The 23,652-nt window shown below is 32.8% G+C and carries 17 protein-coding genes; 15 read left to right on the top strand and 2 right to left on the bottom strand.

Annotated features, from left to right (window positions below):
- Window positions 1-224: 224 nt before the first annotated feature.
- From HB672_RS11015 to HB672_RS10990, 7 genes are all read left to right on the top strand, one after another.
- Window positions 225-4,637, top strand: coding sequence for a translocation/assembly module TamB (locus tag HB672_RS11015; RefSeq protein WP_244306607.1), 4,413 nt, complete (start codon window positions 225-227; stop codon window positions 4,635-4,637).
- A 122-nt stretch (window positions 4,638-4,759) separates the two neighbouring features.
- Complete coding sequence (gene pfkA / locus HB672_RS11010; protein ID WP_167612384.1) at window positions 4,760-5,746, top strand: 6-phosphofructokinase; 987 nt, start codon at window positions 4,760-4,762, stop codon at window positions 5,744-5,746.
- A 17-nt stretch (window positions 5,747-5,763) separates the two neighbouring features.
- Window positions 5,764-6,765, top strand: a complete 1,002-nt coding sequence (gene gap, locus HB672_RS11005; protein WP_167612381.1) for a type I glyceraldehyde-3-phosphate dehydrogenase — start codon at window positions 5,764-5,766, stop codon at window positions 6,763-6,765.
- Between the two features lie 72 nt (window positions 6,766-6,837).
- Window positions 6,838-7,170: a hypothetical protein gene (locus HB672_RS14775; RefSeq protein WP_348272554.1), complete on the top strand. Its 333-nt coding sequence runs from the start codon at window positions 6,838-6,840 to the stop codon at window positions 7,168-7,170.
- 18 nt (window positions 7,171-7,188) lie between these two features.
- On the top strand, window positions 7,189-7,704 hold the full coding sequence (locus HB672_RS14770) for a hypothetical protein (protein ID WP_348272553.1): 516 nt from the start codon (window positions 7,189-7,191) through the stop codon (window positions 7,702-7,704).
- A gap of 146 nt (window positions 7,705-7,850) precedes the next feature.
- Entirely contained in the window at window positions 7,851-9,971 is a 2,121-nt protein-coding gene (locus HB672_RS10995) for a M28 family peptidase (protein ID WP_167612377.1), read from the top strand.
- 27 nt (window positions 9,972-9,998) lie between these two features.
- Window positions 9,999-10,823 carry a class I SAM-dependent methyltransferase gene (locus HB672_RS10990; RefSeq protein WP_167612374.1) on the top strand — a complete coding sequence of 275 codons (825 nt, stop codon included), beginning with the start codon at window positions 9,999-10,001 and terminating at the stop codon, window positions 10,821-10,823.
- A 7-nt stretch (window positions 10,824-10,830) separates the two neighbouring features.
- Here HB672_RS10990 and HB672_RS10985 read toward each other — a convergent pair whose 3' ends face one another.
- Together HB672_RS10985 and HB672_RS10980 are read right to left on the bottom strand one after the other, a co-directional pair.
- The gene (locus HB672_RS10985; protein ID WP_167612370.1) at window positions 10,831-11,211 is read right to left on the bottom strand and encodes a RidA family protein; all 381 of its coding nucleotides are present in this window, start codon (window positions 11,209-11,211) and stop codon (window positions 10,831-10,833) included.
- Between the two features lie 66 nt (window positions 11,212-11,277).
- Window positions 11,278-14,025 carry a putative LPS assembly protein LptD gene (locus tag HB672_RS10980; RefSeq protein WP_167612367.1) on the bottom strand — a complete coding sequence of 916 codons (2,748 nt, stop codon included), beginning with the start codon at window positions 14,023-14,025 and terminating at the stop codon, window positions 11,278-11,280.
- Between the two features lie 90 nt (window positions 14,026-14,115).
- Here HB672_RS10980 and HB672_RS10975 point away from each other — a divergent pair, with 90 nt between their 5' ends.
- The 8 genes from HB672_RS10975 to bshA all read left to right on the top strand — a co-directional run bounded on the left by HB672_RS10975 (window position 14,116) and on the right by bshA (window position 23,652).
- Complete coding sequence (locus HB672_RS10975; RefSeq protein ID WP_167612364.1) at window positions 14,116-15,207, top strand: N-acetylmuramoyl-L-alanine amidase; 1,092 nt, start codon at window positions 14,116-14,118, stop codon at window positions 15,205-15,207.
- Window positions 15,208-15,258: 51 nt separating this feature from the next.
- A complete protein-coding gene (locus tag HB672_RS10970) occupies window positions 15,259-16,191 on the top strand; it encodes an MlaD family protein (protein WP_167612361.1) in 933 nt (310 codons plus the stop codon).
- Between the two features lie 23 nt (window positions 16,192-16,214).
- Entirely contained in the window at window positions 16,215-17,522 is a 1,308-nt protein-coding gene (locus tag HB672_RS10965) for a (Fe-S)-binding protein (protein WP_167612357.1), read from the top strand.
- A 9-nt stretch (window positions 17,523-17,531) separates the two neighbouring features.
- Window positions 17,532-18,182, top strand: coding sequence for a hypothetical protein (locus tag HB672_RS10960; protein ID WP_167612354.1), 651 nt, complete (start codon window positions 17,532-17,534; stop codon window positions 18,180-18,182).
- Window positions 18,183-18,198: 16 nt separating this feature from the next.
- Window positions 18,199-18,978 carry a (Fe-S)-binding protein gene (locus HB672_RS10955; protein ID WP_167612351.1) on the top strand — a complete coding sequence of 260 codons (780 nt, stop codon included), beginning with the start codon at window positions 18,199-18,201 and terminating at the stop codon, window positions 18,976-18,978.
- A gap of 3 nt (window positions 18,979-18,981) precedes the next feature.
- Window positions 18,982-19,467: an ABC transporter ATPase gene (locus HB672_RS10950; RefSeq protein ID WP_167612348.1), complete on the top strand. Its 486-nt coding sequence runs from the start codon at window positions 18,982-18,984 to the stop codon at window positions 19,465-19,467.
- 131 nt (window positions 19,468-19,598) lie between these two features.
- On the top strand, window positions 19,599-22,511 hold the full coding sequence (locus HB672_RS10945; protein WP_167612345.1) for a glycoside hydrolase family 3 N-terminal domain-containing protein: 2,913 nt from the start codon (window positions 19,599-19,601) through the stop codon (window positions 22,509-22,511).
- A 4-nt stretch (window positions 22,512-22,515) separates the two neighbouring features.
- A complete protein-coding gene (gene bshA / locus HB672_RS10940; RefSeq protein WP_167612341.1) occupies window positions 22,516-23,652 on the top strand; it encodes an N-acetyl-alpha-D-glucosaminyl L-malate synthase BshA in 1,137 nt (378 codons plus the stop codon).

The following is a 23,652-nucleotide window of genomic DNA, read 5'->3' as shown; positions in this document are numbered from 1 at the left end:
TAATAATTGCTTATTTTGTAATAAAATAAACGTCTGTGTTTTTTTGTTTTAACGTATATACAAATAAATAAAAAAATAAAGAGCTAATAGTTAAAAATAGGCTTAAAAATTGATAAGTTTAAAGCTAGTTTTAAATTAGGGTTTAGAATCAAATTTCATAACTTTACTACAACATTAAAAAGGCACTTAAAATAGCGTTAAAAATTGTAGCAATCTTTTTGCTATTGTTCATCATTTTGGTGCTATTACTATCTATTCCTGCTGTTCAAACTCGTTTGGGTAAATATGCTACAGATAGAATTAACGATGATTTTGGTACGAATATCAATATTGAAAAAGTTGGGTTGCAATTTAACGGCGATGTCGAATTGCTAAATATTTATATCGAAGATTACAAAAAAGATACTCTTATAAGTATTAATGAGCTTAACACTTCTATTTTAAGTGTTAGAAAAATGATTTACGATAATAAACTAACTTTTGGTGATGTAGATATTGAAGGCATGCTTTTCAATCTTAAAACGTATAAAGACGAAACAGATACCAACCTTGATGTTTTTGTAGAAAAGTTTGTTGAAGATAACCCAAGCCAAGAGAAAAGCGATTTTCTATTATCTTCTAGTGATATAACAATTTTAGATAGTAAATTTAGGTTAGTCGATGAAAACAAGGTAGATAGTGAGATATTCACATTTAATAATTTAAATATCAACGCAACCGACTTCTTAATTTTAGGACCAGATGTTAGCGCAAGAATCAATAAGCTTGGTTTTATTGATAATAGAGGACTTGAAGTAACCAACATGACAACTAATTTTGGTTATACTTTAACTGGAATGACTTTTGAATTCCTCCAAATAAAAACACCTAATTCTACTTTAAAGGGCGACTTGAAATTCGATTACAAAAGAGAAGATTTACAATATTTTGTTGATAAAGTAAAACTTACTGCCTCTTTTGAAGATTCTGATGTTACATTAAGCGATTTAAATATTTTTTATGATGAATTTGGAAGCAATCAAAAAGTAAACCTAAATGTAAATTTATTTGGTACGTTAAATAACCTTACAGCGAGTAATATAGAATTGCGTAATTCTAGAAATACTATAGTAGATGGAAATATGGTTATTAAGAATGCTTTCGATAATATGGAAGATACTTTTATAATGGACGCTAATTTCAATAGACTTACAACAAGTAATAATGATCTTGCAAGAATGCTTCCCAATGTTTTAGGAACTTCTATCCCAACAATTGTAGATAGTTTGGGCGTATTCACAATCAAAGGAAAAACAAATCTTACAACAAAAAATCTAAACACAGATATTGTATTAACCTCAAATCTTGGGAAATTAACTGCAAATCTCGACATTAATGATATTAATGCAAAAGATGATGCCATTTATACAGGTAATGTTGTCATGGATAATTTTAATGTAGGTACTTTGGTAGGAGACTTAAATGTTGGTAACATATCTGCTAATTTAGATGTTAATGGTACAGGTTTTACTGCTGAGAGCGTGAATTCGCAAGTAAAAGGAGACGTATTCAATATTGTGTATAACGATTATGAATATGAGAGAATCAAGGTAGTTGGAAATATTAAGAACAAAATATTTGATGGCAACCTATTTGTTAATGACCAAAATTTAATTTTAACGTTTAATGGTTTAGTAGATTTTTCTGAAAAAGAAAAAAAATATGATTTTAACGCCAATGTAGAACATGCCAATTTAAAAGCTCTAAATTTTATTGAAAACGATAGTATTTCAATTTTTAAGAGTGATGTTAGCATGAACATGAATGGTAGTAATTATGATGATGCTTATGGCAGCATAAGATTTGAAAATACACTCTATAAAAATCAAAACGATGAATATTATTTTAAAGATTTTGCCATTTCTTCACGGTTTGAAGAAGACGTAAGGTTTTTAGAAGTTAATTCCCCAGATATTGTAAAGGGCAGTCTTAGTGGTAAATTTGTCTTTAGGGATATATACAAGCTTTTAGAGAATTCGCTTGGTAATATTTATACTAATTTCAAGCCACACGATATAGCTTCAAACCAGTTTATCAACTTTAAATTTAATATCTATAACAAAATAGCCGAAGTGTTTTATCCAGATTTGGAACTAGGAAGCAATACTTATTTTGAAGGTAGGGTAGAAAGTGATGCTAAGAAATTTAAATTGGAGTTTAACTCACCGCAAATAAAATTCCGTGATTATTTTGCCAATAAGATACATTTGGAATTAGATAATAAAAACCCACTTTACAATACATTTATTGAGATAGATAGTATGACATCAAAGTTTTATGATGTATCAAAATTTAGCTTAATTAATGTTACAAAAAACGACACCTTGTTTGTTAAAACAGAATTCAAGGGAGGGAAAGGCAATACCGACGATTTTGATATGAATCTTTTCTATACCATAAACGAAGAAAACAACTCTGTGTTAGGTTTTAGAAAATCTGCTATTGTTTTTAAGGATAACGATTGGTTTATAAATGAAGACAAAGATAACATCGATAAAAATAAAATAGAATTTGATAGGCAGTTTAAAAATATTAATATCAGAAGCTTACGAATGAGCCATGAAGAAGAAGTTATCAATCTTTATGGTATCATAAAAGGCGCAACAAATAAAAACATAAACTTAGATTTTAAAGATGTAGAACTTGCTAAAATAACTCCTAGAATTGATAGTTTGGCATTAGCTGGGAATGTAAATGGTAGGCTAGAAATTAAACAAAATCAAGGTGTTTATATTCCTGAATCAAATGTTGCTATTGATAATTTTAAGGTAAACGATTTTAACCTAGGTTCATTTAACGCAGATATAAAGGGTAATCGTTCATTAACTAATTATTCAGTTAATGTTAGTTTAAAAGAAGACGATACCGAGTCGCTAGCTATAAGAGGAGTTTTGGATTTTACAGGCAGTAATTCGACCATAAATCTAAATGTTGCTTTTAATGAGTTTATTCTTAACCCACTAAATCCATTTGGAGAAGGGGTTATTACCAATATTCGTGGAGAAGTATCTGGTAATGCTAGAGTTTCTGGTTTATTAAGTAGGCCACAAATAACTGGCGAGTTAAATTTGGATAGTGGAGGACTTAGAATTCCACATCTAAATGTTGATTATTCTTTTGGAGATGAAACAAAAATCGCACTGCAGGAACAAAGTTTTATATTTAATAATGCAAGGTTAACAGATTCTGAATTTTTCTCAAGAGCAACTTTGAGTGGCAATATTGACCATGTGAATTTTTCCAACTGGCAGTTAAACTTAGATATAGACTCAGACAGATTATTAGTGCTAAACACAAGTGATACAGAAGATGCATTATATTATGGTAGAGCTTTTGTAAATGGTGATATTGGTATTGTAGGCCCTACGGATCAGTTAGTAATTAATGCTAATGTATCATCTCAAGATGGAACAGTTTTTAAGATTCCATTGAATGATGCAGATTCCTTTGGAGAGAGTTCGTATATACATTTTTTAACTAAAGAAGAAAAGGAAGCTCAAATAAGTGAAGAGCAAGTGGTTGCTGAGGTTATTAAAGGCTTGGAAATGAACTTTGTATTAGATATCACTGATAATGCCGAGATTGAAATTATCATGGATAAAAGTACAGGGAGCTCCATCAAAGGAGTAGGTATTGGAACTTTGTTAACTCGAATTACTACTAATGGTATTTTTGAAATGAATGGTGATTTTTTCATTACTGAAGGTACGTATAACTACAATTATCAAGGTATTATAGAAAAAGAATTTAGAGTATTATATGGAGGTACTCTGGTTTGGGAAGGAGACCCTTTAAAAGCCCAAATAAATATTGAAGCAGTTTACGATAAAATTCAAGCAAATCCATCGGTATTGTTAGAAAACCCAATTAACACAAGTATTCCTGTTGAGGTCAAAATTCATTTAACCGAGGAGTTGGAACAGCCAAACATTGACTACGATTTAGCATTTCCAACAGTAAGTTCTACCTTAGATTCTGAGCTGCAGTATCGTTTAAACGATAGAGATAGTAAAGAACTTCAGGTAATTTCTTTATTGTTAACAGGCGGTTTTAGAAGTGAATTAAATTTTGGTTCACAGGATGCTTTTGGATTGGTTTCCGATAGGGTGCAATCAATGCTTAATGAAATCCTGTCTTCTGAGGATGGTAAACTTAATTTAGGTGTAGATTTTCAAATTGGTCAAAACACACCAGATTTTGAAACTAGTAGTCGTGTAGGTGTCACATTGTCTACCAAATTAAGCGATAATATTCTTATTAATGGTAAAGTTGGTGTACCAATTGGTGGCGTAAGCGAAACCGTTATTGCTGGAGATTTTGAAGTAGAAATGTTAATAAATGAAGATAGAACATTGTCACTAAAATTCTTTAATCGTGAAAACAGTATCAGATATTTTGGGGAGAATATTGGTTATACACAAGGAATTGGGCTTTCTTATAATGTTGAGTTTGATAACTTAAAAGAATTGTTGCAGAAAATATATAGTAAGAAAAACAAAGAAAAAAAGAAAGAAGAAATAACCACCGAAAACAACTCAACTTCATATATTAATATCAAGAGAAAAGACTCTTTAAGCACACGTCAATCCAATAATTAAATAATCATTTCTTTATCATTTTACAGCGAAAACGTTTGAGTTTCAATTTTAGTTAAAATATGATGAAACTTAGCTTTTTTCTTGTTTAAGTTTATTAGATTTACCTGTTCTAAGGTTTAAAAATGACAGAAAAAATTAAAAAAATAGGAGTGATGACTTCAGGAGGAGATGCTCCAGGAATGAATGCTGCAATTAGAGCTGTGGTTAGAGCCTGTGCTTATCATAGCATTGAATGTATTGGTATTTACAGAGGTTATGATGGTGTTATTGAAGGTGATTATAAATCTATGGATGCACGTAGTGTAAAAGGCATTATAAACAAGGGTGGAACGGTTTTGAAATCTGCACGTTCTGATGATTTTAGAACTAAAGAAGGCCGAAAAACGGCTTATGATAGCCTAATCAAATCTGGGGTAGATGCTTTGGTCACTATTGGTGGTGATGGTACTTTTACAGGAGCTCTTATATTTAATGAAGAGTATAACTTTCCTGTTATTGGAATCCCTGGAACTATCGACAATGATATTTTTGGAACAACACATACTTTAGGTTATGATACTGCCTTAAATACTGTAGTTGAGGCTATCGATAAAATTAGAGATACTGCAAGTTCTCATAACAGATTGTTTTTTGTAGAAGTTATGGGACGGGACGCTGGTCATATAGCTCTTAATACAGGTGTTGGAGCAGGTGCTGAAGAAATATTAATCCCAGAAGAAGATTTAGGATTGGATAGATTACTGGAATCTTTAAATAGAAGTAAACAATCTGGTAAAACATCGAGTATTGTTGTTGTTGCCGAAGGCGATAAAATAGGTAAAAACGTATTCGAATTAAAAGACTATGTCGATGAGCATATGTCGCACTATGATGTTCGAGTATCAGTTTTGGGTCATATACAACGAGGCGGAAGCCCATCTTGTTTTGATCGTGTTTTAGCTAGCAGAATGGGAGTAAAAGCAGTAGAAAGCTTACTAGAAGGAAAAACTAATTTCATGGTTGGATTGCTAAATAATCAAATGGAATTAACACCTTTAGAACAAGCTATTAAAGGAAAATCAACAATAAATTTAGAACTATTAAGAGTGTCAGATATAATGACAACATAAAAATTAGAAGAAAGAATATGTCAAAAGTAAAAATAGGAATTAACGGATTTGGTAGAATAGGAAGACTCGTTTTTAGAGATACATTTAAAAGACCTGATGTTGATGTAGTAGCCGTAAATGATTTATTGGATGTCGACCATTTGGCATACTTGTTAAAATATGATTCGGTTCATGGTAATTTTGATGGAAATATCGAAGTCAAAGATGGTCACCTAGTTGTTAATGGCAAGACTGTTAGAGTTACAGCCGAAAGAGATCCTCGTAATCTTAAATGGAATGATGTGGATGTTGATGTGGTAGCCGAATGCACTGGTATTTTTACAACACTTGAAACTGCAAACTATCATATTGAAGCAGGAGCTAAAAAAGTTGCAATTTCGGCACCTTCAAAAGATGCTCCAATGTTTGTAATGGGTGTAAATCATAACAATATTAAAGACTCAGATGTGATTGTTTCTAATGCGTCTTGTACAACCAATTGCCTAGCGCCAGTTGCTAAAGTTTTACATGATAATTTTGGTGTAGAAGAAGCATTAATGACAACCATTCATGCAGCAACTGCAACACAGTTAACTGTTGATGGACCTTCAAGAAAGAATTATCGTTTAGGTCGTTCAGCATTAAATAATATTATTCCATCTACAACAGGAGCAGCCAAAGCGGTTGGTAAAGTAATTCCAGAACTTAATGGAAAGCTTACAGGAATGGCGTTTCGAGTACCCACTGTAAATGTGTCAGTGGTTGATTTAACAGTAAGACTTCAAAAAGAAACAACATACGAGGCCATAAAAGAAGCCTTTAAAAATGCGGCAAATGGAGAGCTTAAAGGTGTTTTAAAATATGTTGACGAACCTGTGGTATCTCAAGATTTTGTTGGTGAAACACATACAAGTAATTTCGATGCTGGAGCAGGAATTGAATTAAATTCTAAATTCTTTAAAGTAGTTTCTTGGTACGACAACGAGTATGGCTATTCAGCAAAATTAATCGATTTGATTGAGTATATTCACAATCTTTAAAATCAGTAATAAATATAAACTGCTAATCATTATCTTTGATTGGCAGTTTTTTTATGTCTTAATAGTTTTTATATGATTTTTATAGTTGATAGTGGTTCTACAAAATGTGATTGGTTAGCAATAGACAATCAAGGGAATCAATTGCTGGAAAAGCAGCGTACTAAAGGGATGAATCCTGCAATTTTAAGTAGTAAAAAACTCTATAAGACCATAAAGAAAAACGAAACTTTGGACCAAGTAAAAAACGATGTTACACATATCTTTTTCTATGGTGCAGGCTGTGGTACTGAAAAGCCAAGGCAATTACTAAAGGATGTACTTCAAGAGTTTTTTCCAAATGCAATAGCTGAAGTAAGAGAAGACACCTATGCTGCTATTTACTCAACCGTTGGGGTTGATTTGTAACCAGCAGTTGTTTGTATTTTGGGTACAGGTTCTAATTGTAGTTATTTTAACGGAACAAGTGTAGAACAGAGAGTAAAATCACTTGGTTATTCTGTAATGGATGATGCCTCTGGTAATTATTTTGGAAAACAGCTTATTAGAGATTATTATTTTAACCATATGCCACAGCATTTAAAAGTGTCACTTGCCGAAAAATATAATATGGATTCTGATTTCATAAAATACAACCTTTATAAGCAACCAAATCCTAATGCCTATTTGGCATCTTTTGCGGAATTTATGTTCCTTAATAAGGACTCAGAGTATATTGTAAATGTTATAAAAGTGGGTATTCGTCTTTTTGCAAAAAATATGATAATGCAATACAAAGATGTGTTGCAAGCAGTTCCTGTGCATTTCGCTGGTTCTATTGCCTTCTTTTCACAAGATGAAATAAAAGAAGTTGCTAAAGAATTAGACTTTACTGTTGGTAATTTTGAACGCCGCCCAATTGAAGGTTTGGTAAATTACCATAGTAAACAATTATCTAAATAGTTTTAATAGAGACTACTATAATCTTTCCTTGTTATTAGTTATTAACAACTTTTGACTGTTTATACAAAATAAAATACCTTGTAGTGCATTGCATGTGTTATTGCATTTACAATCAACCAATTTTAAAATTCTAGTACTTCAATATTATGAGAAAAATTGTTCAATCCATTTTGCTGTCCCTTTTTATTATCCCAACGTTTGCTCAAGAAACTCCATTTTTAAATGATGCAGAAATAAGGATGTTAATCAATGAATTGTCTGGAGACAGGTCTTTTGAGCACATTCGCGTTTTAACGCAGTGGCATCGTAATTCTGGAATGGAAGGTTATTTTAAAGCTGCCGATTATGTTGTTGAAGAAGCCAAAAAAGCTGGATTAGAAGATGTGAAATTTATTGAACAACCACTAGGTGGTCCAAATTATACAGCTAAGTCTGCAGAACTTTGGATAACCGAACCTGTTGAAATTAAGCTCGCCGATATTGGCGACCATGCGCTAATGCTATCCGATGGCAGTCATGATGCAGATGTTACTGCCGAATTAGTTTGGGCAGGATCTGGTAGTAAAGCTGATTTAGAGAGTTTAGATGTCTCGGGTAAAATTGTATTAGTAAATGGTTCGCCTGGTGCAGCAGTAACTAATGCTGTATATGCAAAAGGTGCCGTAGGTGTGGTATGTTACACATCTTCTGAGAATAAAAATCAAATGGATTTCCCTGATCAATTGGCTTGGACTAGAATATCAATGAATGTTCCAGAGGGAAAGCATGGTACATTTGCATTTAATTTATCGCCTAGAAAAGGAGAGCAGTTAAAAAAGATGTTGCAAACAAATGCAATACAAGATGTGTTTGCGACTGGTAAAAAAACCATGGGAGGAAAAGTTGTATTGAAAGCAAAAGTTGATACCGAAATTGGTGAAGCTCCTGGTAGAACAGGTTTTGTAGAAGGTTGGATTAGAGGTTCTAAATATCATGATCAGCAAATTATGATTACTGCACATTTGCAAGAAGAGCAAGGCTCTGCAAATGATGACGGTAGTGGCTGCGGTAATTTATTAGAAATTGCTAGAACACTTAATAAACTAATTGAAGAAGGCAAAATAGAACGTCCTTTACGTGATATTCGTTTTTGGTGGACCGATGAAATTTATTCAGAGTATAGATACTTTAGAGATTACCCAAAGGAGCCAGCAAAAATGCTAGCCAATTTACATCAAGATATGGTTGGTGCAAAGCAATCTATTGGAAGTCGTACACAACACCTTATTTATTCGCCACATTCTATAACAAGTTATGTTGACGCTATATTTGAAAGCGTTGGGCAGTTTGTTATAGAAACTAATAATCCTTTTATAACAGCAGGTAGAATGGGAGGTTTGCCTCGTCCACACTCACGACCAATTTATGCTACTAGAGGCACTAAAGAAGGTTTTGGTGCTCGTTTCGTGCCATTTTTTAATGCGTCAGATAACTTGAATTTTGTTGAAGGCGCTATTGGTGTTCCAGCCGTTGGATTAATTAATTGGGATGATTATTACATCCATTCATCAGATGACGATTTATGGCAAATTGATGCTACGCAATTACAACGTAATGCTTTTATTATTGCATCCATGGCTTATTATTTAGGAAAGTCTGAAAGTGAAGAATTGCCATTACTACTTTCAGAAACGTATGCTCAAGGCACTAAGCGATTAGCTAATGATTTAGAAACTGCATTCCACCAAATTCAATCGCAAAGTGATACAAATTTTGGATGGAAAAATGCTAATATTATTATTGAACAAGGGATTATTAGAGAAGAAGGAGCTCTAAAATCTATTACACGTTTACTTGGAACAGATGCAGTTATCATGAGTAAAATAAATACGGTTTCTAAGCAGCTTCAAATTAAAAAGAAAAGTATGTTGGCTGAAGCGTCTAATGTGTTTAGTAACACACATAATGCAAAAACTCCAAAAATAGTTCTGACTGCACAAGAACAAGCTGCTACAAAAAAAATCCCAAAAAATAATCCTATACTGGATGAGTACTTTGGAAAGCGCAGAGGTGGTGTTGCTGGTGTGCAAATTCACTCGACTATGCGAATGGAAGTGTTTAATTTTGTAGATGGTAAACGTAGCTATTACGAAATTTACAAGGCAGTATTAGCAGAGTCATTAGCAGCAGGCACTTGGTATTATGGCACTGTAACTTTAGATGCTGTGGTGAAATTGCTCGATGCTAATGTAGATTCTGGAGCTTTATTTCTTAATAAGCAAGGTTAAAAAAAATATCTCATCCGAATATTATAAATGGAAAATTTAAATAAAGCTATAGAAAACCATTATCTTAAAGAAGATCTTTTTGAAGATATTATTGGTCGATTAGAAGAACAAGGTGTAGATTTAGATAAAGTACAAAGAGTTCATATATCTGATGTGGATGAGTTTCATGTTAGAGGAGCAATTGTTTCTAAGGAATTAGCTAGCTCAATAAATATGAAAGGACTACACGTTTTAGATGTTGGATGTGGTCTTGGTGGTCCATGTAGAATGCTAGCTGATGAATACGATTGTATAAGTACTGGGATTGATTTAAGCAATGAATATATTAGAACAGCAACAAAACTATCAAAACTTGTAAAGTTAGATGACAAGACAAGTTTTATAAAAGGAGATGCGGTAAATCTTCCTTTTGAAGATAACACATTTGATGTTGTTTGGACACAGCATGTACAAATGAATATTCCTGATAAAAATAAATTTTATTCTGAAATTAAGAGAGTCTTAAAAAAGAATGGACATTTACTTTATTATGACATTTTTAAAAAAGGAGATATTGAAGTAACTTACCCAATGCCTTGGGCCAGTAACTCAAGTCAAAGTTTTTTATTCAGTTTAGAGAATAAGAATCAAATATTGAGCAATCTCGGTTTTTCAAAAGTTCAAACAGAAAACCAAACAAAAAAAGGTGTTGATTTTTTTGAAACTCTAGTAGCTAAACTTAAAGAGGTTGGTCCACCAAAAATGGGACTAAATGTCCTAATGGGAGAAACTACGAAGCAAAAACTAGTTAATTTAATGAATCATTTAAAAGAAGAAAAACTAGTTCTCCAAAGCGGAACATATAAATATTGAAAACAGTCTATTTTATAGCAATCATACTAATCTCCACATTCACATTTTTTGGCAAACAAGCAACTTGCACAGTTTCACGAGCAGGAGCAGTTGCTTCATCAAAATAAGAACCATACACAGTATTTATTGCTCCAAAATCGTTCATATCGCTAATAAAAATAGAAGTTTTTACAACGTTTTCAAATGTCATTCCAGCAGCAGCCAATACTTCTTTCATATTTTCCATGACTTGCTTAGTTTCATCAGTAATGTTATCTAAAACCAATTCATTTGTTTCTGGGTTAAATGCTATTTGTCCCGATGTGTAAAGTGTATTCCCACTTAAAACAGCTTGATTATAAGGGCCTATTGGTGCTGGGGCTTTGGTAGTTGTAATTATTGTTTTCATTTAAAAAGTTATTTTATTATTCATTAGACTGTAAACTGCGACTGTGGACTGAGCACTACCAATTGATTAAAGGTCTCTATCACGTTGTCTTCGCTTCTCGTATTTAATATCTTGTAAAATACTAGATTTAATACCTATAAAGAAATTCCACTGCTTATTGGCACTAAATGGTATCCAAGAAAAATTCATTCTCCAGCTTTCTAAATCACGTTCAAAACGTAACTGTGTATAGGTAATGCCTTTATTTTTTAAATCGTAACCAGAAGATGCACCAAGTTTCCAACGAGGCGAAATATTTACATCTCCTGAAAACATTAACGAGTGTGACGAGATTTCGTTTTGCCTCCTAGTATTACTATAGTTTACAGCATAGGCTATTCTTAAATTCCATGGAATTTTATACTTATAAAGTTCGCTAGTTTCCTCGCTATCATCTTCATTATCATTAAATGATTTATCGGCAAAATCTTGAGGTTTTCCAAATAAATCATCATCACGACCACCACTTCGCAACGATTCTTGCTGCGCTCTATTGTTGGTATTGTCTTTTTTAGAATTATCGCTGCTAGAAAATGAATAACCTGTAGTTAAATTGGCACTAGTTAGCCTAAATAAGCTCCCTCCATTATCGATATTAAACTTGTCAATTTTATTATTGTTACTGTCTAAGGCATATGGGTCTAAAGTAGCACCAAAATTCACAGTCATGTCTTTTAGCAATTTGAAGCCACCATTAACCCTAACAGGACTCCAGTTTAATGAATCACCAGCCAAATTATACGCTGTAGAAAAGTTTAAGTTATTAATAAGTGTAATTTTTCTTGGCTCAACAACGGTACTGTCTCTATCTCTTACTTTGGCTTCAAAATTATTACTAACAGAAATACCAATAGCACTGGAATAACTATTTGTTGGGCTACCGAAAATAGATTGCTCAAAACGTGTATATTGAACATCTTCTATTGTTAATTCATCAGCACTAATAACTTCATACGTATCATAATACTGGTCAAAAGCTGGCGAAATATTATAGCTAATCGAAGGTCTCATAACGTGCCTAATTGCTTGAATTTTTTTGTCTTCTCCAAACTCGAACATACCATAAAGGGTTGTTCCTAAGCTTGCACTAAAATTGTATGTTCTAAAAGAATCAAACCCATTTTTTTTAGTTATTATAGTTTCTTGTGTTGCTTGGTTGAATGATTTTTCAATAGTATTAAGTGTCCAGGTTTCTTGAAAATTTACCCCAGCACTTAAACTTAAATAGTTTAATACTTTAAAATTAGTACTTAACGGAATGCTATGTTGCATACCTACTTTGGCATCTTCAAACATTTCCTTTTTAAAGAATAGGGAATCTGTTGTTTGAATTCTATTTTCGGCCCTAGCATTGTATTGCAAGTTTATATTTTGAATCATTCCTTTTTTTGCACCAATTTTTGGAGCAAAAGGGAATACACGACCTACACTTCCTTGAAATGTTGGAAGCGTCATGTTAATGGTTTGGGTATTGGTGTTTTGCGAATGATTTGCAGTAAGGCTTACATTTACCTGCGGCTCACCTTGAAATGTTTTGGAATACGAAATAGATGAACTCAACGTATTATTTAAGTAATTGGATGCGTTTAGTTGATTTATGGATTGTTGATAATAACGGCTACTACCAAGGTTAACAGATGCCGAAAAACGCGAATTTGGGTTTGCCTTTCCGTCTTGACTATGCGACCAGCGCAAATTATAAATTGAGCTTTTGGAATAGTCTGGAAAACCACGTTCGCTACTAATAAGATTTTCGTACCTAAAACTTAAGTTACCTCTAAATTTATAACGTACAGCATAGTTGCTTTCTACGCGCATACCATAACTACCATTGGTGTAATAATCACCTAACAAAGCTAAATCAAAATAATCGCTTACCGCAAAATAATAACCACCGTTTTGTACAAAATACCCACGACTATTTTGCTCTCCAAATGACGGAAAAATAACACCAGAGGTGCGTTTTTGAGTTAATGGAAAATAGGCGAAAGGCAAACCAATTGGTGTGGGTACATCTGCAATAAACATATTGGTTAAACCAGTAACCACTTTTTTACCAGGAACTATTTTAGCTTTACGCATTAAGAAATAATACTCAGGGTTTTCAAGATTTTTAGAGGTTGTAAATTTTCCACGGTCAATAAAATAAACCGAATCATTTTCCTTTTTTGTGGTTTCAGCGATAATAATGCCGCCACTTTGTTCAGTTCTGGAATTAAATATTAAGGCTTTTTGAGTGTCGAAATTAAAACGAATTGAATCTGGTTCCACTACATCGTTACCTTGCTTAAAAATAGGTTCTTGCGTATAATTACCTAGTGAGTCTTTTAACCTGCCTGCATAGACTTCATTCTTTTCATAATCAATTACAATGATTCCTGCGGTAATTTCCATATCCTCATAATTGATTTTGGCATTATCATATAAGGTGATTTTTTGGTCTTTTCTTGTAATAGATGTATAACCAGAAGCACTATATTTTACAATATCTTTTAAGAGTTTAGGTTTATTAGGGATACTGTCTAGTTTAATTGTATCGTTAACAATAATATTTGAATCAATATTTTTAGCCCTTAAACTATCAACTTTTACAGGAATGGTATCTCTTGCTATCGTAGGTTTAATTTTTTCCTTTTTTGGTGGAATATCTTGAGCGTAGCTAAAAGTGTTTATAAACACTGTAAAACTTAAGGCAAAAAGTATTTGAAAGATGTTTGTTTGCAACGCTTTTAGATGTATTTTTGTAAAAGTATGGCTCGGTTTTTGAATTGCCAAATGTACATATATTTTTTTGTGAATATTTTAATAACTAAAAAAATATAGAATTTAAAATAAACCTAGTTTTAATGCCGTTTTAGACTTTATATGAAAACGAATCTGAAATACCTTTTAGTATCTTTTTTCTTTATATTTTCCATCTCCGTTTTTCCTCAAAAATCAACAGATAAATTTGTGGTTGTGCTAGATGCTGGACATGGAGGTAAAGACCCAGGAAATATTGGAAATGGTTATAGAGAAAAAAGCATTGCTCTTAAAATAATTCTCCTAGTTGGTAAAGAGTTAGAAAAGCATGACAATATTAAAGTTATTTATACACGTAAAACCGATGTATATTTAGAGTTGCATGAGAGAGCTGCTATCGCTAACAAAGCTAATGCAGATTTGTTTGTATCTGTACATTGTGATTCTTGGACTAAAAGTAGTGTGTTTGGTGCTTCCACATTTGTACTTGGTCTGCATATGAATAAAGCCAACCTTGAAATAGCCAAAAAAGAAAACTCTGTTATCTTTTTAGAAGAGAATTATGAAGAAAAATATGAAGGATTTGATCCAAACTCTCCGGAGTCATTAATTGGATTGACTTTAATGCAAGAAGACTATCTAGACCAAAGTATATTATTAGCCAAATATGTACAGGATAATTTTGTGCAAAAGCTAAATCGAAAAAATAGAGGTGTAAAACAGGCAGGTTTTTGGGTGTTGCACAATACATACATGCCCAGTATATTGGTTGAAACAGGTTTTCTAACAAATAAAAGTGAAGGTGCATATTTAAATTCTAAAAAAGGACAGGAAGCAATGGCTGAAGCTATTAAAAATGGTGTTTTGTCATATAAAAATAATTTAAGCAGTGGGTCAAGTTCAGTTTCAATTGTTTTGGAAAATCCAGAAAATGAAGAGGAATTAAATTCTGATATTACATTCAAAGTTCAAATAGCAGCTGGAGCGCGAAAACTAGAAACAAAACCCTATAATTTTAAAGGATTAAGAGGCGTGACATCTGAAAGTATTGGTAATGGTTACAAATATTTTTATGGAGAAACTTCTAATTACGATGATATTAAAAGACACAAAGAAGAAGCTTTAGAAAAAGGTTATACAAGCTGTTTTATTGTCGCTTACAAAAATGGTGAGCGCATAGATATTAAGGAGGCTTTAAAAACTATTTCAAATTAAGGCTTTATTTAAATTAATTGCTAATTTTGTGTTTAATCAAAAAAAATAATATTGAAAATCACTAGAGAAGTAAAAACGGCAGTCTTAGTCATTAGTGGATTGTTACTCATTGTATATTTATTCAATTATTTAAAAGGAGAAAACCTATTGGATTCTTCTCGAACGTTTTATGCAGTTTACGATAATGTTGAAGGGTTAGCACCATCGGCTCCTGTTACCATTAGCGGAAATGTTGTCGGTAAGGTTCAAGAAATAGTATTTACTGAAGATGGTTCAGGAAAGCTTCAGCTTAAGCTTATGATAGATAATGATTTTCAGTTTTCAAAAAACAGCAAAGCTCAAATTTATGAAACTGGTCTTATTGGAGGAAAAGCAGTAGCTATAGTACTAGCCAATGATGGCTCTGAAACTGCTGTGGATGGTGACTTCTTGGAGGGTTCCATTAAAGCTGGTTTGACAGAGTTGGTAAACCAAAAACTCACACCATTACAAGGGAAAATTGAAAATGTGATGGTAAGTGCAGACTCACTTCTTGGAAACATTAACGATGTGTTTGATAAACAGACTAAAACCAATTTAAAAAGTAGCATTTCAAGCTTAAACGAGACGATTTTATCATTTAAAAACACGTCTAATTCAATTAATAATTTAATAGCGAATAATAAAGAAAAATTAGACAGCACTATTACAAGTTTTGAAAGTACGTCTGCTAATTTAGCTTCGTTAACAGATGAAATGGCTAAGGCAAATCTAGGTCAAACCATTACAGAATTGCAAACAACCATTGATAGCTTTAAAAATATATTATCGAGTATAGAAAAGGGTGAAGGCTCTATGGGAAAACTTATGAAAGAAGATGGCTTGTACAATAATATTGAAGGAGCTACTAAAGAACTTGAAGAACTACTAAGAGATATTAAGCTGCATCCAAAACGTTATTTTAGAATCCTTTCCAAAAAAGAAATTCCATATAGCGAAAACTAATACACTTTATAAATCAACCAACTATGAATTATTTACCAAACATACTTTTTGCAATCGCATTGGTTATTGGTATTGGATATTTTGTTAGAAATGTTCAAAAGCTTATTCGTAACATAAAATTGGGAAAAGATGTTGATGTTAGCGATAACAAGTCACAACGCCTTAAAAACATGATTAACATTGCGCTTGGACAAAGTAAAATGGTACGTCGTCCAGTAGCTGGTTTTTTGCATGTTATTGTCTATGTTGGATTCATTATTATAAACATTGAGGTTTTAGAAATTATTATTGATGGATTATTTGGTACGCATCGTGTTTTTTCTGGAATAGGTAGTTTGTATGGGGTTTTAATAGGTAGCTTTGAAATTTTAGCAGTCTTAGTTTTAGTATCTGTTATTATATTTTGGGTTAGAAGAAATATTATAAAACTAAAACGTTTTTGGAATAGCGAAATGACTAGTTGGCCAAAGAATGATGCTAATTACATTTTATATTTTGAAATGGTATTGATGTCGTTGTTTTTAATTATGAATGCAACTGATGCTTCATTTCAGGCTATGGATTCAGGAAATTTTATTAGTCAATACATAGCACCTTGGTTTAGTGGATTGTCTGAAAATAGTTTGCATTTAGTAGAAAGAACAGCTTGGTGGATTCATATATTAGGAATATTAGTATTCTTAAATTATCTATATTTTTCAAAACATCTACACATATTATTAGCGTTTCCAAATACGTATTATGCAAGTGTCAAACCAAAAGGGCAATTAGATAATTTGGAGTCTGTCACAAAAGAAGTGATGCTCATGATGGATCCAAATGCAGACCCTTTTGCAGCACCTGAAGAAGCAGATACTGATGAAGCTCCTGAGAAATTTGGAGCTAGTGATGTCACCGATTTAAATTGGACACAGTTGCTAAGTGCTTATACATGTACAGAGTGTGGTCGTTGTACCTCATCTTGTCCAGCAAATTTAACAGGAAAAAAATTGTCTCCTCGTAAAATAATGATGGATACTAGAGACAGATTAGAGGAGGTTGGTAAAAACATAGATGCTAATAAAGGTGAGTATAAGGATGATGGAAAGCAATTATTAGGTGACTATATAACAAAAGAAGAGCTTTGGGCTTGTACTACTTGTAACGCCTGTGTTGAAGAATGTCCAGTAAGCATTAGTCCTTTATCCATTATCATGGATATGAGGCGTTACTTGGTAATGGAAGAATCTGCTGCACCAACTGAGTTAAATAATATGATGACCAATATTGAGAACAATGGTGCTCCTTGGCCTTATAATCAGATGGATAGGCTGAATTGGAAAGATGAATAATAATAAAAGATGATGATTAAAAAAAATAAAATTCTGCTGTTTTGGTTCATTCTATTAGGATGTCTAACTTATAGTTATGCGCAAGAAACAGTTAACACCAGAGAAGTTGAAACTGTTGCTCATAAAATGTTTGTCGATTTAAATAATCTAGATTATGATGCAATTCTTGGTATGACACATCCAAAGGTTTTTGATTTGGTTTCTAAAGAGCAAATGAAAACCTTGTTCATGAGTATGTTTGAAGGTAACGACGAGTTTTCTGTAGAAATCCCTAAAACTATTCCAGATTATAAAGTTTCGGATGTGTATATAGGCAAAGAAAATAATTTAGAATATGCATTTGTTTCTTACGACATGAGCATGAAAATGACTTTCAATAATCAAGAGTTTGACGAAGAAGGTAAAGAGATGATGATTAACATGATGAAAGTACAAGGAATGGATGTTGCCTTTTTATCCAATAGCACTATGGATGTCTTAATGAGAGATAGGGTGACAATTTTATTAAAAGAAGATGCTACTGAAAATAAATGGGTAATGATAAATTATGATCCAGATTCGCCAATAACCTATCAACTTTTGTCTACAGATTTACTTGAAAAAACTAAGGAATACAGACAAAACCTATTATTGAACAGTAAAAAGGAAAGTGATAACTAGTTAAACACTTAATGAAATGACTGTAAAAACAATGGCAGAATATATGGCTGAAGGCAAACAACCCGAAATTCTATTTTGGGTAGGGTCTGCTGGAAGTTATGATGATCGTGCTAAAAAAATAACCAAAGCGTTTGTAAAATTGCTTAATGCAGCAAACATTGATTTTGCAGTACTGGGTACAGAAGAAAGTTGTACTGGCGATGCTGCAAAACGCGCTGGAAACGAATTTTTGTTTCAGATGCAAGCAGTCACTAACATTGAAATACTAAATGCTTACGAAGTAAAAAAAATAGTGACGGCTTGTCCGCATTCTTTCAATACATTAAAAAACGAATATCCTTCACTTGGAGGAAATTATGAAGTCCTGCATCATACGCAGTTTTTACAGCAATTAATTAAAGAAGGAAAATTAAAAATAACTAACAATTCATTCAAAGGAAAACGCATAACTTTTCATGACCCTTGTTATTTAGGAAGAGCTAATGAAGTGTATGAAGCACCTCGAGAACTTTTAAAAGAGCTTGGAGTAGAATTAGTTGAAATGAAACGTAACAAACGCACTGCACTTTGTTGTGGAGCTGGAGGCGCTCAAATGTTTAAAGAACCTGAGAAAGGTGATAAAGATGTAAACGTATTACGGACAGAAGATGCGTTACAAACCAACCCAGAGGTTATTGCAACAGGTTGCCCTTATTGTAACACCATGATGACAGATGGCGTCAAGTTTAAAGAAAAAGAAGCAGATGTTCAAGTGTTGGATGTTGCGGAATTGTTGGCAAGTAATCAAGATTTATAAAAAATGCTAGTAGATTTTAACACATTACCAGAAACCGCTAGAGTTTGGATCTACCAAGCCAATCGTTCTTTTACCGAACAAGAAATAGAAGACATTAGTTCTAAGTTAGATGTTTTTATTGAAAATTGGACAGCACATGGAGGTGATTTGCATTCTGGCTATGAAATTAAATATAAGCGCTTTATAGTTATTGGTTTAAATCAAAACTTAAATAGTGCGACAGGTTGCTCAATTGATGCTTCAGTGCATTTTATTCAACAGTTAGAAAAAGAGTATAATGTCGATTTAATGGACAAAATGAATGTGTCCTATAAACAAGGTGAGTTTATTGCTTATAAACCTTTGACAGACTTTCGTAAAATGGCAAAAGACAAAGCAGTTTCCAAAAACACAATAGTATTTAACAATTTGGTTGCCAATAAAGCAGAGTACATAGAAAACTGGGAAGTTCCTGCAAGTGAAAGTTGGCATAGCCGCTTTTTAAATTAAAATTATAACCATTGTTAATTATCTTGGTTATAAATCTATCTTAAAGTTTTTTATTCTTAGTTGTAAAAATGCTATTTTGGCATAGTTTTTCGTTTTCCATATAAATATGGATCATTAATTAATCCCAAACTATGCGAAATATAACTTTACTATTGCTTTTTACTTGTGTATTTGTTTCAGCACAAAGTAATCACCCTCTTGCAACAAAAGATTTTGAAGCCCAAGAAAAATGGGTAGATAGTGTGTATAACTCAATGACTTTAAAAGAAAGAATCGGTCAGCTCTATATGGTTCAAGTTTATTCAAGTCAAGATAAAAAAGCTAAGCAAGCACTTGTAAAGCAAATTAAAGACTATCATTTGGGAGGTATTATCTATTCTAAAGGTGGACCAATTAGACAAGCTAAACTAAATAATGAATTACAAGCTATGTCCAAAATCCCTTTGCTTATTGGTATGGACGCCGAATGGGGATTAAATATGCGATTGGATTCCACTTATGCTTTTCCGTATAATATGGCGCTCGGTGCAATAAAAGACAATAAGTTGGTCGAAAGTGTAGGAAGACACATTGGTGAACATTGTAAGCGATTAGGTGTGCATTTTAATTTTGCGCCTGTTGTAGATATTAATACAAATCCTAAAAATCCTATTATTGGAAATCGTTCATTTGGCGAAAGTCGTGATAATGTCACTAATAAATCCTTAGCTCTTATGAAAGGGATGCAGGAGGCTGGCACATTGGCGTCTGCAAAACATTTTCCTGGTCATGGAGATACTGAGCAGGATTCGCATCATACCTTACCAACAATTAGTTTTAATAAGCAAAGAATAGATTCGGTAGAGTTATATCCTTACAAAGAGCTCATTAAAAAAGGACTGTCTAGTGTTATGGTTGCGCATTTAAACGTACCAAGTTTAGAACCAAGAGATGGTTATCCTTCATCATTATCAAAGCATATAGTAACAGATATCTTAAAGGATAATTTAGGTTTTAAGGGGTTAATTTTTACTGATGCTCTTACCATGAAAGCTGCAGCTAATTTTAGCAACCCTGGCGAAATAGACTTAGGAGCTTTTAAAGCAGGAAACGATGTTATGCTAATGTCCGCAAGCGTACCTCAAGGGATCGACAAAATTTTGGAAGCCTTTAATAGTGGAGATATTACAGAAGAGCGTTTAGCGCATTCGGTAAAAAAAATATTAATGGCTAAGTACAAAGTTGGTCTCAACAATTACAAACCAGTTGGGACTAAAAATTTGGTTGAAGACCTTAACCGTCTACAAGATGATTTGTTGAATGAAACACTTATAGAAAATGCATTAACAGTAGTAAAAAACAGTACTAAATTATTGCCTTTTCGTCAGTTAGAAAATAAGTCAATAGCGTATGTAAAACTTGGAGACGATAAGGGTTCAGTATTTTTAAATGAACTAAAAAAATATGCCAAAGTCCATGAAATAAGTGCAGCAAATCTAGATGACCTTATTTCAAAACTCAACAATTACAATACAGTTATCGTTGGGTTTCATAAATCAAATAAAAGTCCTTGGGAAAGTTATAAGTTTTCAAATCAAGAATTGGTTTGGCTATATGAAATAGCTAGAACTAATACTACAATTTTATCTGTGTTTGCAAAGCCTTATGCACTATTAGATTTAAAAACCAATGAAAACCTAGAAAGTATTCTAGTTACCTATCAAAATAGTGATGTTGCACAGCAAAAAGCAGCGCAACTAATATTTGGAGCTATTCCTGCAAAAGGTGTTTTACCCGTAACTTCTGGTGAGGAGTTTAAAGTTGGAGATGGGATTCATTTTTCATCTTTAAGTAGATTGGGTTATAGCTTACCAGAAAGCGTAGGCATGAATTCTCACAAGCTTGCTAAATTAGATTCAGTGGCACAATATGCTATAGACTCCACAATGACTCCAGGAATACAATTGTTAGTAGCAAGAAAAGGAAAGGTTGTTTACAACAAGAACTTTGGAAAGCATACATATCAGGGAAAACAAAAAGTAAGATTTACGGATATTTACGATGTTGCTTCGTTAACCAAGATAGTCGCTACATTGCCATTGGTTATGGAATTAGAAGAAAAAGGCATTATTTCTTTGGAAAGTAAATTATCTGATTTACTACCAGAATTTAAAGGGACTAACAAAGAAAATGTGACTATTAAGCAAATGCTTTCTCACTATGCACAATTAAAACCTTGGATTCCTTTTTATGCATCTACTTTAGACTCAGTTACTAAAAAACCTGATGCAAAATATTATAGAAGAAAAATAAGCAAGGGTTTTGATATTGAAGTTGCTAATAAATTGTTTTTAAGAACTGATTATCAAGATTCTATTCAAGGAATTATTAAGGAGAGTGATATGTTATCTCGATTAAGATATCGTTATAGTGATTTGCCTTATTATATTTTAAAGAAATTTATTGAAAAACATTACGACCAACCTTTGGATGAATTGGTACAACAGCATTTCTACAAATCTCTAGGAGCTAATTATACAACGTATAAGCCTAGAGAAAGATTTAGTAAAACGCAGATTGTGCCAAGTGAAATTGATAATTATTATAGATATCAAGAAGTACATGGTTATGTGCATGATATGGGAGCTGCAATGCAAAATGGAGTAGGTGGTCACGCAGGTGTTTTTAGCAATGCCAATGATATCGCAAAGATTATGCAAATGTACTTGCAAAAAGGATTTTATGGAGGTCATCGCTATTTTAGAAGGGAAACATTGGAAAAGTTTAATGAATGTTATTACTGTGAAAGTGATAACCGAAGAGGAATAGGGTTTGATAAGCCACAGTTAGGAGATGATGGACCAACATGTGGTTGTGTATCCATGACAAGTTTTGGTCATTCAGGTTTTACAGGAACTTATGCTTGGGCAGATCCTGAAGAAGAAATTGTATATGTATTTATGGCAAATAGAACCTATCCAACATCCATGAATGGAAACAAATTATTAAAAGAAAATATTAGAACCGAAATACAACGATTGATTTACGAAGCCATTGAAGAATAAAAAAATGATAATAGGTATAGTTTGCTACCCAACCTTTGGAGGTAGTGGTGTAGTAGCCACAGAATTGGGTTTAGAACTATCTAAGCGAGGACACGAGGTACATTTTATAACCTATAGTCAACCTGTGAGGTTGGATTTATTAAGTCATAATGTTCATTTTCATGAAGTAAATGTACCAGAATATCCACTATTTCTTTACCAACCTTATGAGTTGGCTCTTTCAAGTAAATTAGTAGATACAGTAAAGCTTCATAACATAGATGTGTTGCATGTGCACTATGCTATTCCGCATGCTTATGCTGCGTATATGGCCAAAAAAATGTTGCACGAAGAAGGTATAGAATTGCCAATAGTGACAACACTTCACGGTACAGATATTACGCTTGTTGGGAGTCATCCATTTTACAAAACTGCAGTTGAATTTAGTATTAACAAATCAGATGCAGTAACCTCAGTGTCTCAAAGTTTAAAAGAAGATACCTTAAGGTTGTTCAATATTAAAAATGACATACAAGTAGTACCAAACTTTATTGACCTAGAAAGGCATGTAAATCATTTTACGGATTGTCAACGAGCTATGTTAGCAAATGAAAATGAAAAGGTAGTTACACATATTAGCAACTTTAGAGAGGTAAAACGAATTGATGATGTTATTCATATTTTTAACAATATTCAGAAAGAGATACCTGCAACACTAATGATGGTTGGTGAAGGTCCAGAAAAAGAACCAGCAGAAAGACTATGTGAAAAATTAGGAATTGAAGATAAGGTTAAGTTTTTGGGGAATAGCAGCGAAATTGATAAAATACTATGCTTTAGTGATTTATTTTTATTGCCATCTCAAACTGAAAGTTTTGGACTAGCTGCTTTAGAAGCCATGGCATCAGGTGTCCCTGTTATATCAAGTAATACAGGAGGAATTCCTGAGGTAAATAAACATGGTGTATCTGGGTATTTAAGTAATGTAGGCGATATTGAAGATATGACTACAAATGCATTGAAAATCCTTAAAGATGAAGCTGTCTTAGCTGAATTTAAGGACAACGCTAAAAGAGAGGCTATGCAATTCGATCTTCATGCTATAGTACCACATTACGAAGAAATTTATAGGCAAGCACTAACTAGATGTGTGTCAATTTAA

The sequence above is a fragment of the Gaetbulibacter sp. S0825 genome (genome assembly GCF_011777505.1).
Classification (GTDB): Bacteria; Bacteroidota; Bacteroidia; order Flavobacteriales; family Flavobacteriaceae; genus Pontimicrobium.
This window is presented reverse-complemented; position numbering and strand designations above follow the sequence as displayed.

Coding starts and splice junctions, on each gene's coding strand:
- HB672_RS10995 (WP_167612377.1), top strand. CDS start 7,851: ATGAGAAAAATTGTTCAATCCATTTTGCTGTCCCTTTTTATTATCCCA.
- HB672_RS10985 (WP_167612370.1), bottom strand. CDS start 11,211: ATGAAAACAATAATTACAACTACCAAAGCCCCAGCACCAATAGGCCCT.
- gap (WP_167612381.1), top strand. CDS start 5,764: ATGTCAAAAGTAAAAATAGGAATTAACGGATTTGGTAGAATAGGAAGA.
- HB672_RS10945 (WP_167612345.1), top strand. CDS start 19,599: ATGCGAAATATAACTTTACTATTGCTTTTTACTTGTGTATTTGTTTCA.
- HB672_RS10960 (WP_167612354.1), top strand. CDS start 17,532: ATGATGATTAAAAAAAATAAAATTCTGCTGTTTTGGTTCATTCTATTA.
- pfkA (WP_167612384.1), top strand. CDS start 4,760: ATGACAGAAAAAATTAAAAAAATAGGAGTGATGACTTCAGGAGGAGAT.
- bshA (WP_167612341.1), top strand. CDS start 22,516: ATGATAATAGGTATAGTTTGCTACCCAACCTTTGGAGGTAGTGGTGTA.
- HB672_RS14775 (WP_348272554.1), top strand. CDS start 6,838: ATGATTTTTATAGTTGATAGTGGTTCTACAAAATGTGATTGGTTAGCA.
- HB672_RS10990 (WP_167612374.1), top strand. CDS start 9,999: ATGGAAAATTTAAATAAAGCTATAGAAAACCATTATCTTAAAGAAGAT.
- HB672_RS10975 (WP_167612364.1), top strand. CDS start 14,116: ATGAAAACGAATCTGAAATACCTTTTAGTATCTTTTTTCTTTATATTT.
- HB672_RS10950 (WP_167612348.1), top strand. CDS start 18,982: ATGCTAGTAGATTTTAACACATTACCAGAAACCGCTAGAGTTTGGATC.
- HB672_RS10965 (WP_167612357.1), top strand. CDS start 16,215: ATGAATTATTTACCAAACATACTTTTTGCAATCGCATTGGTTATTGGT.
- HB672_RS10955 (WP_167612351.1), top strand. CDS start 18,199: ATGACTGTAAAAACAATGGCAGAATATATGGCTGAAGGCAAACAACCC.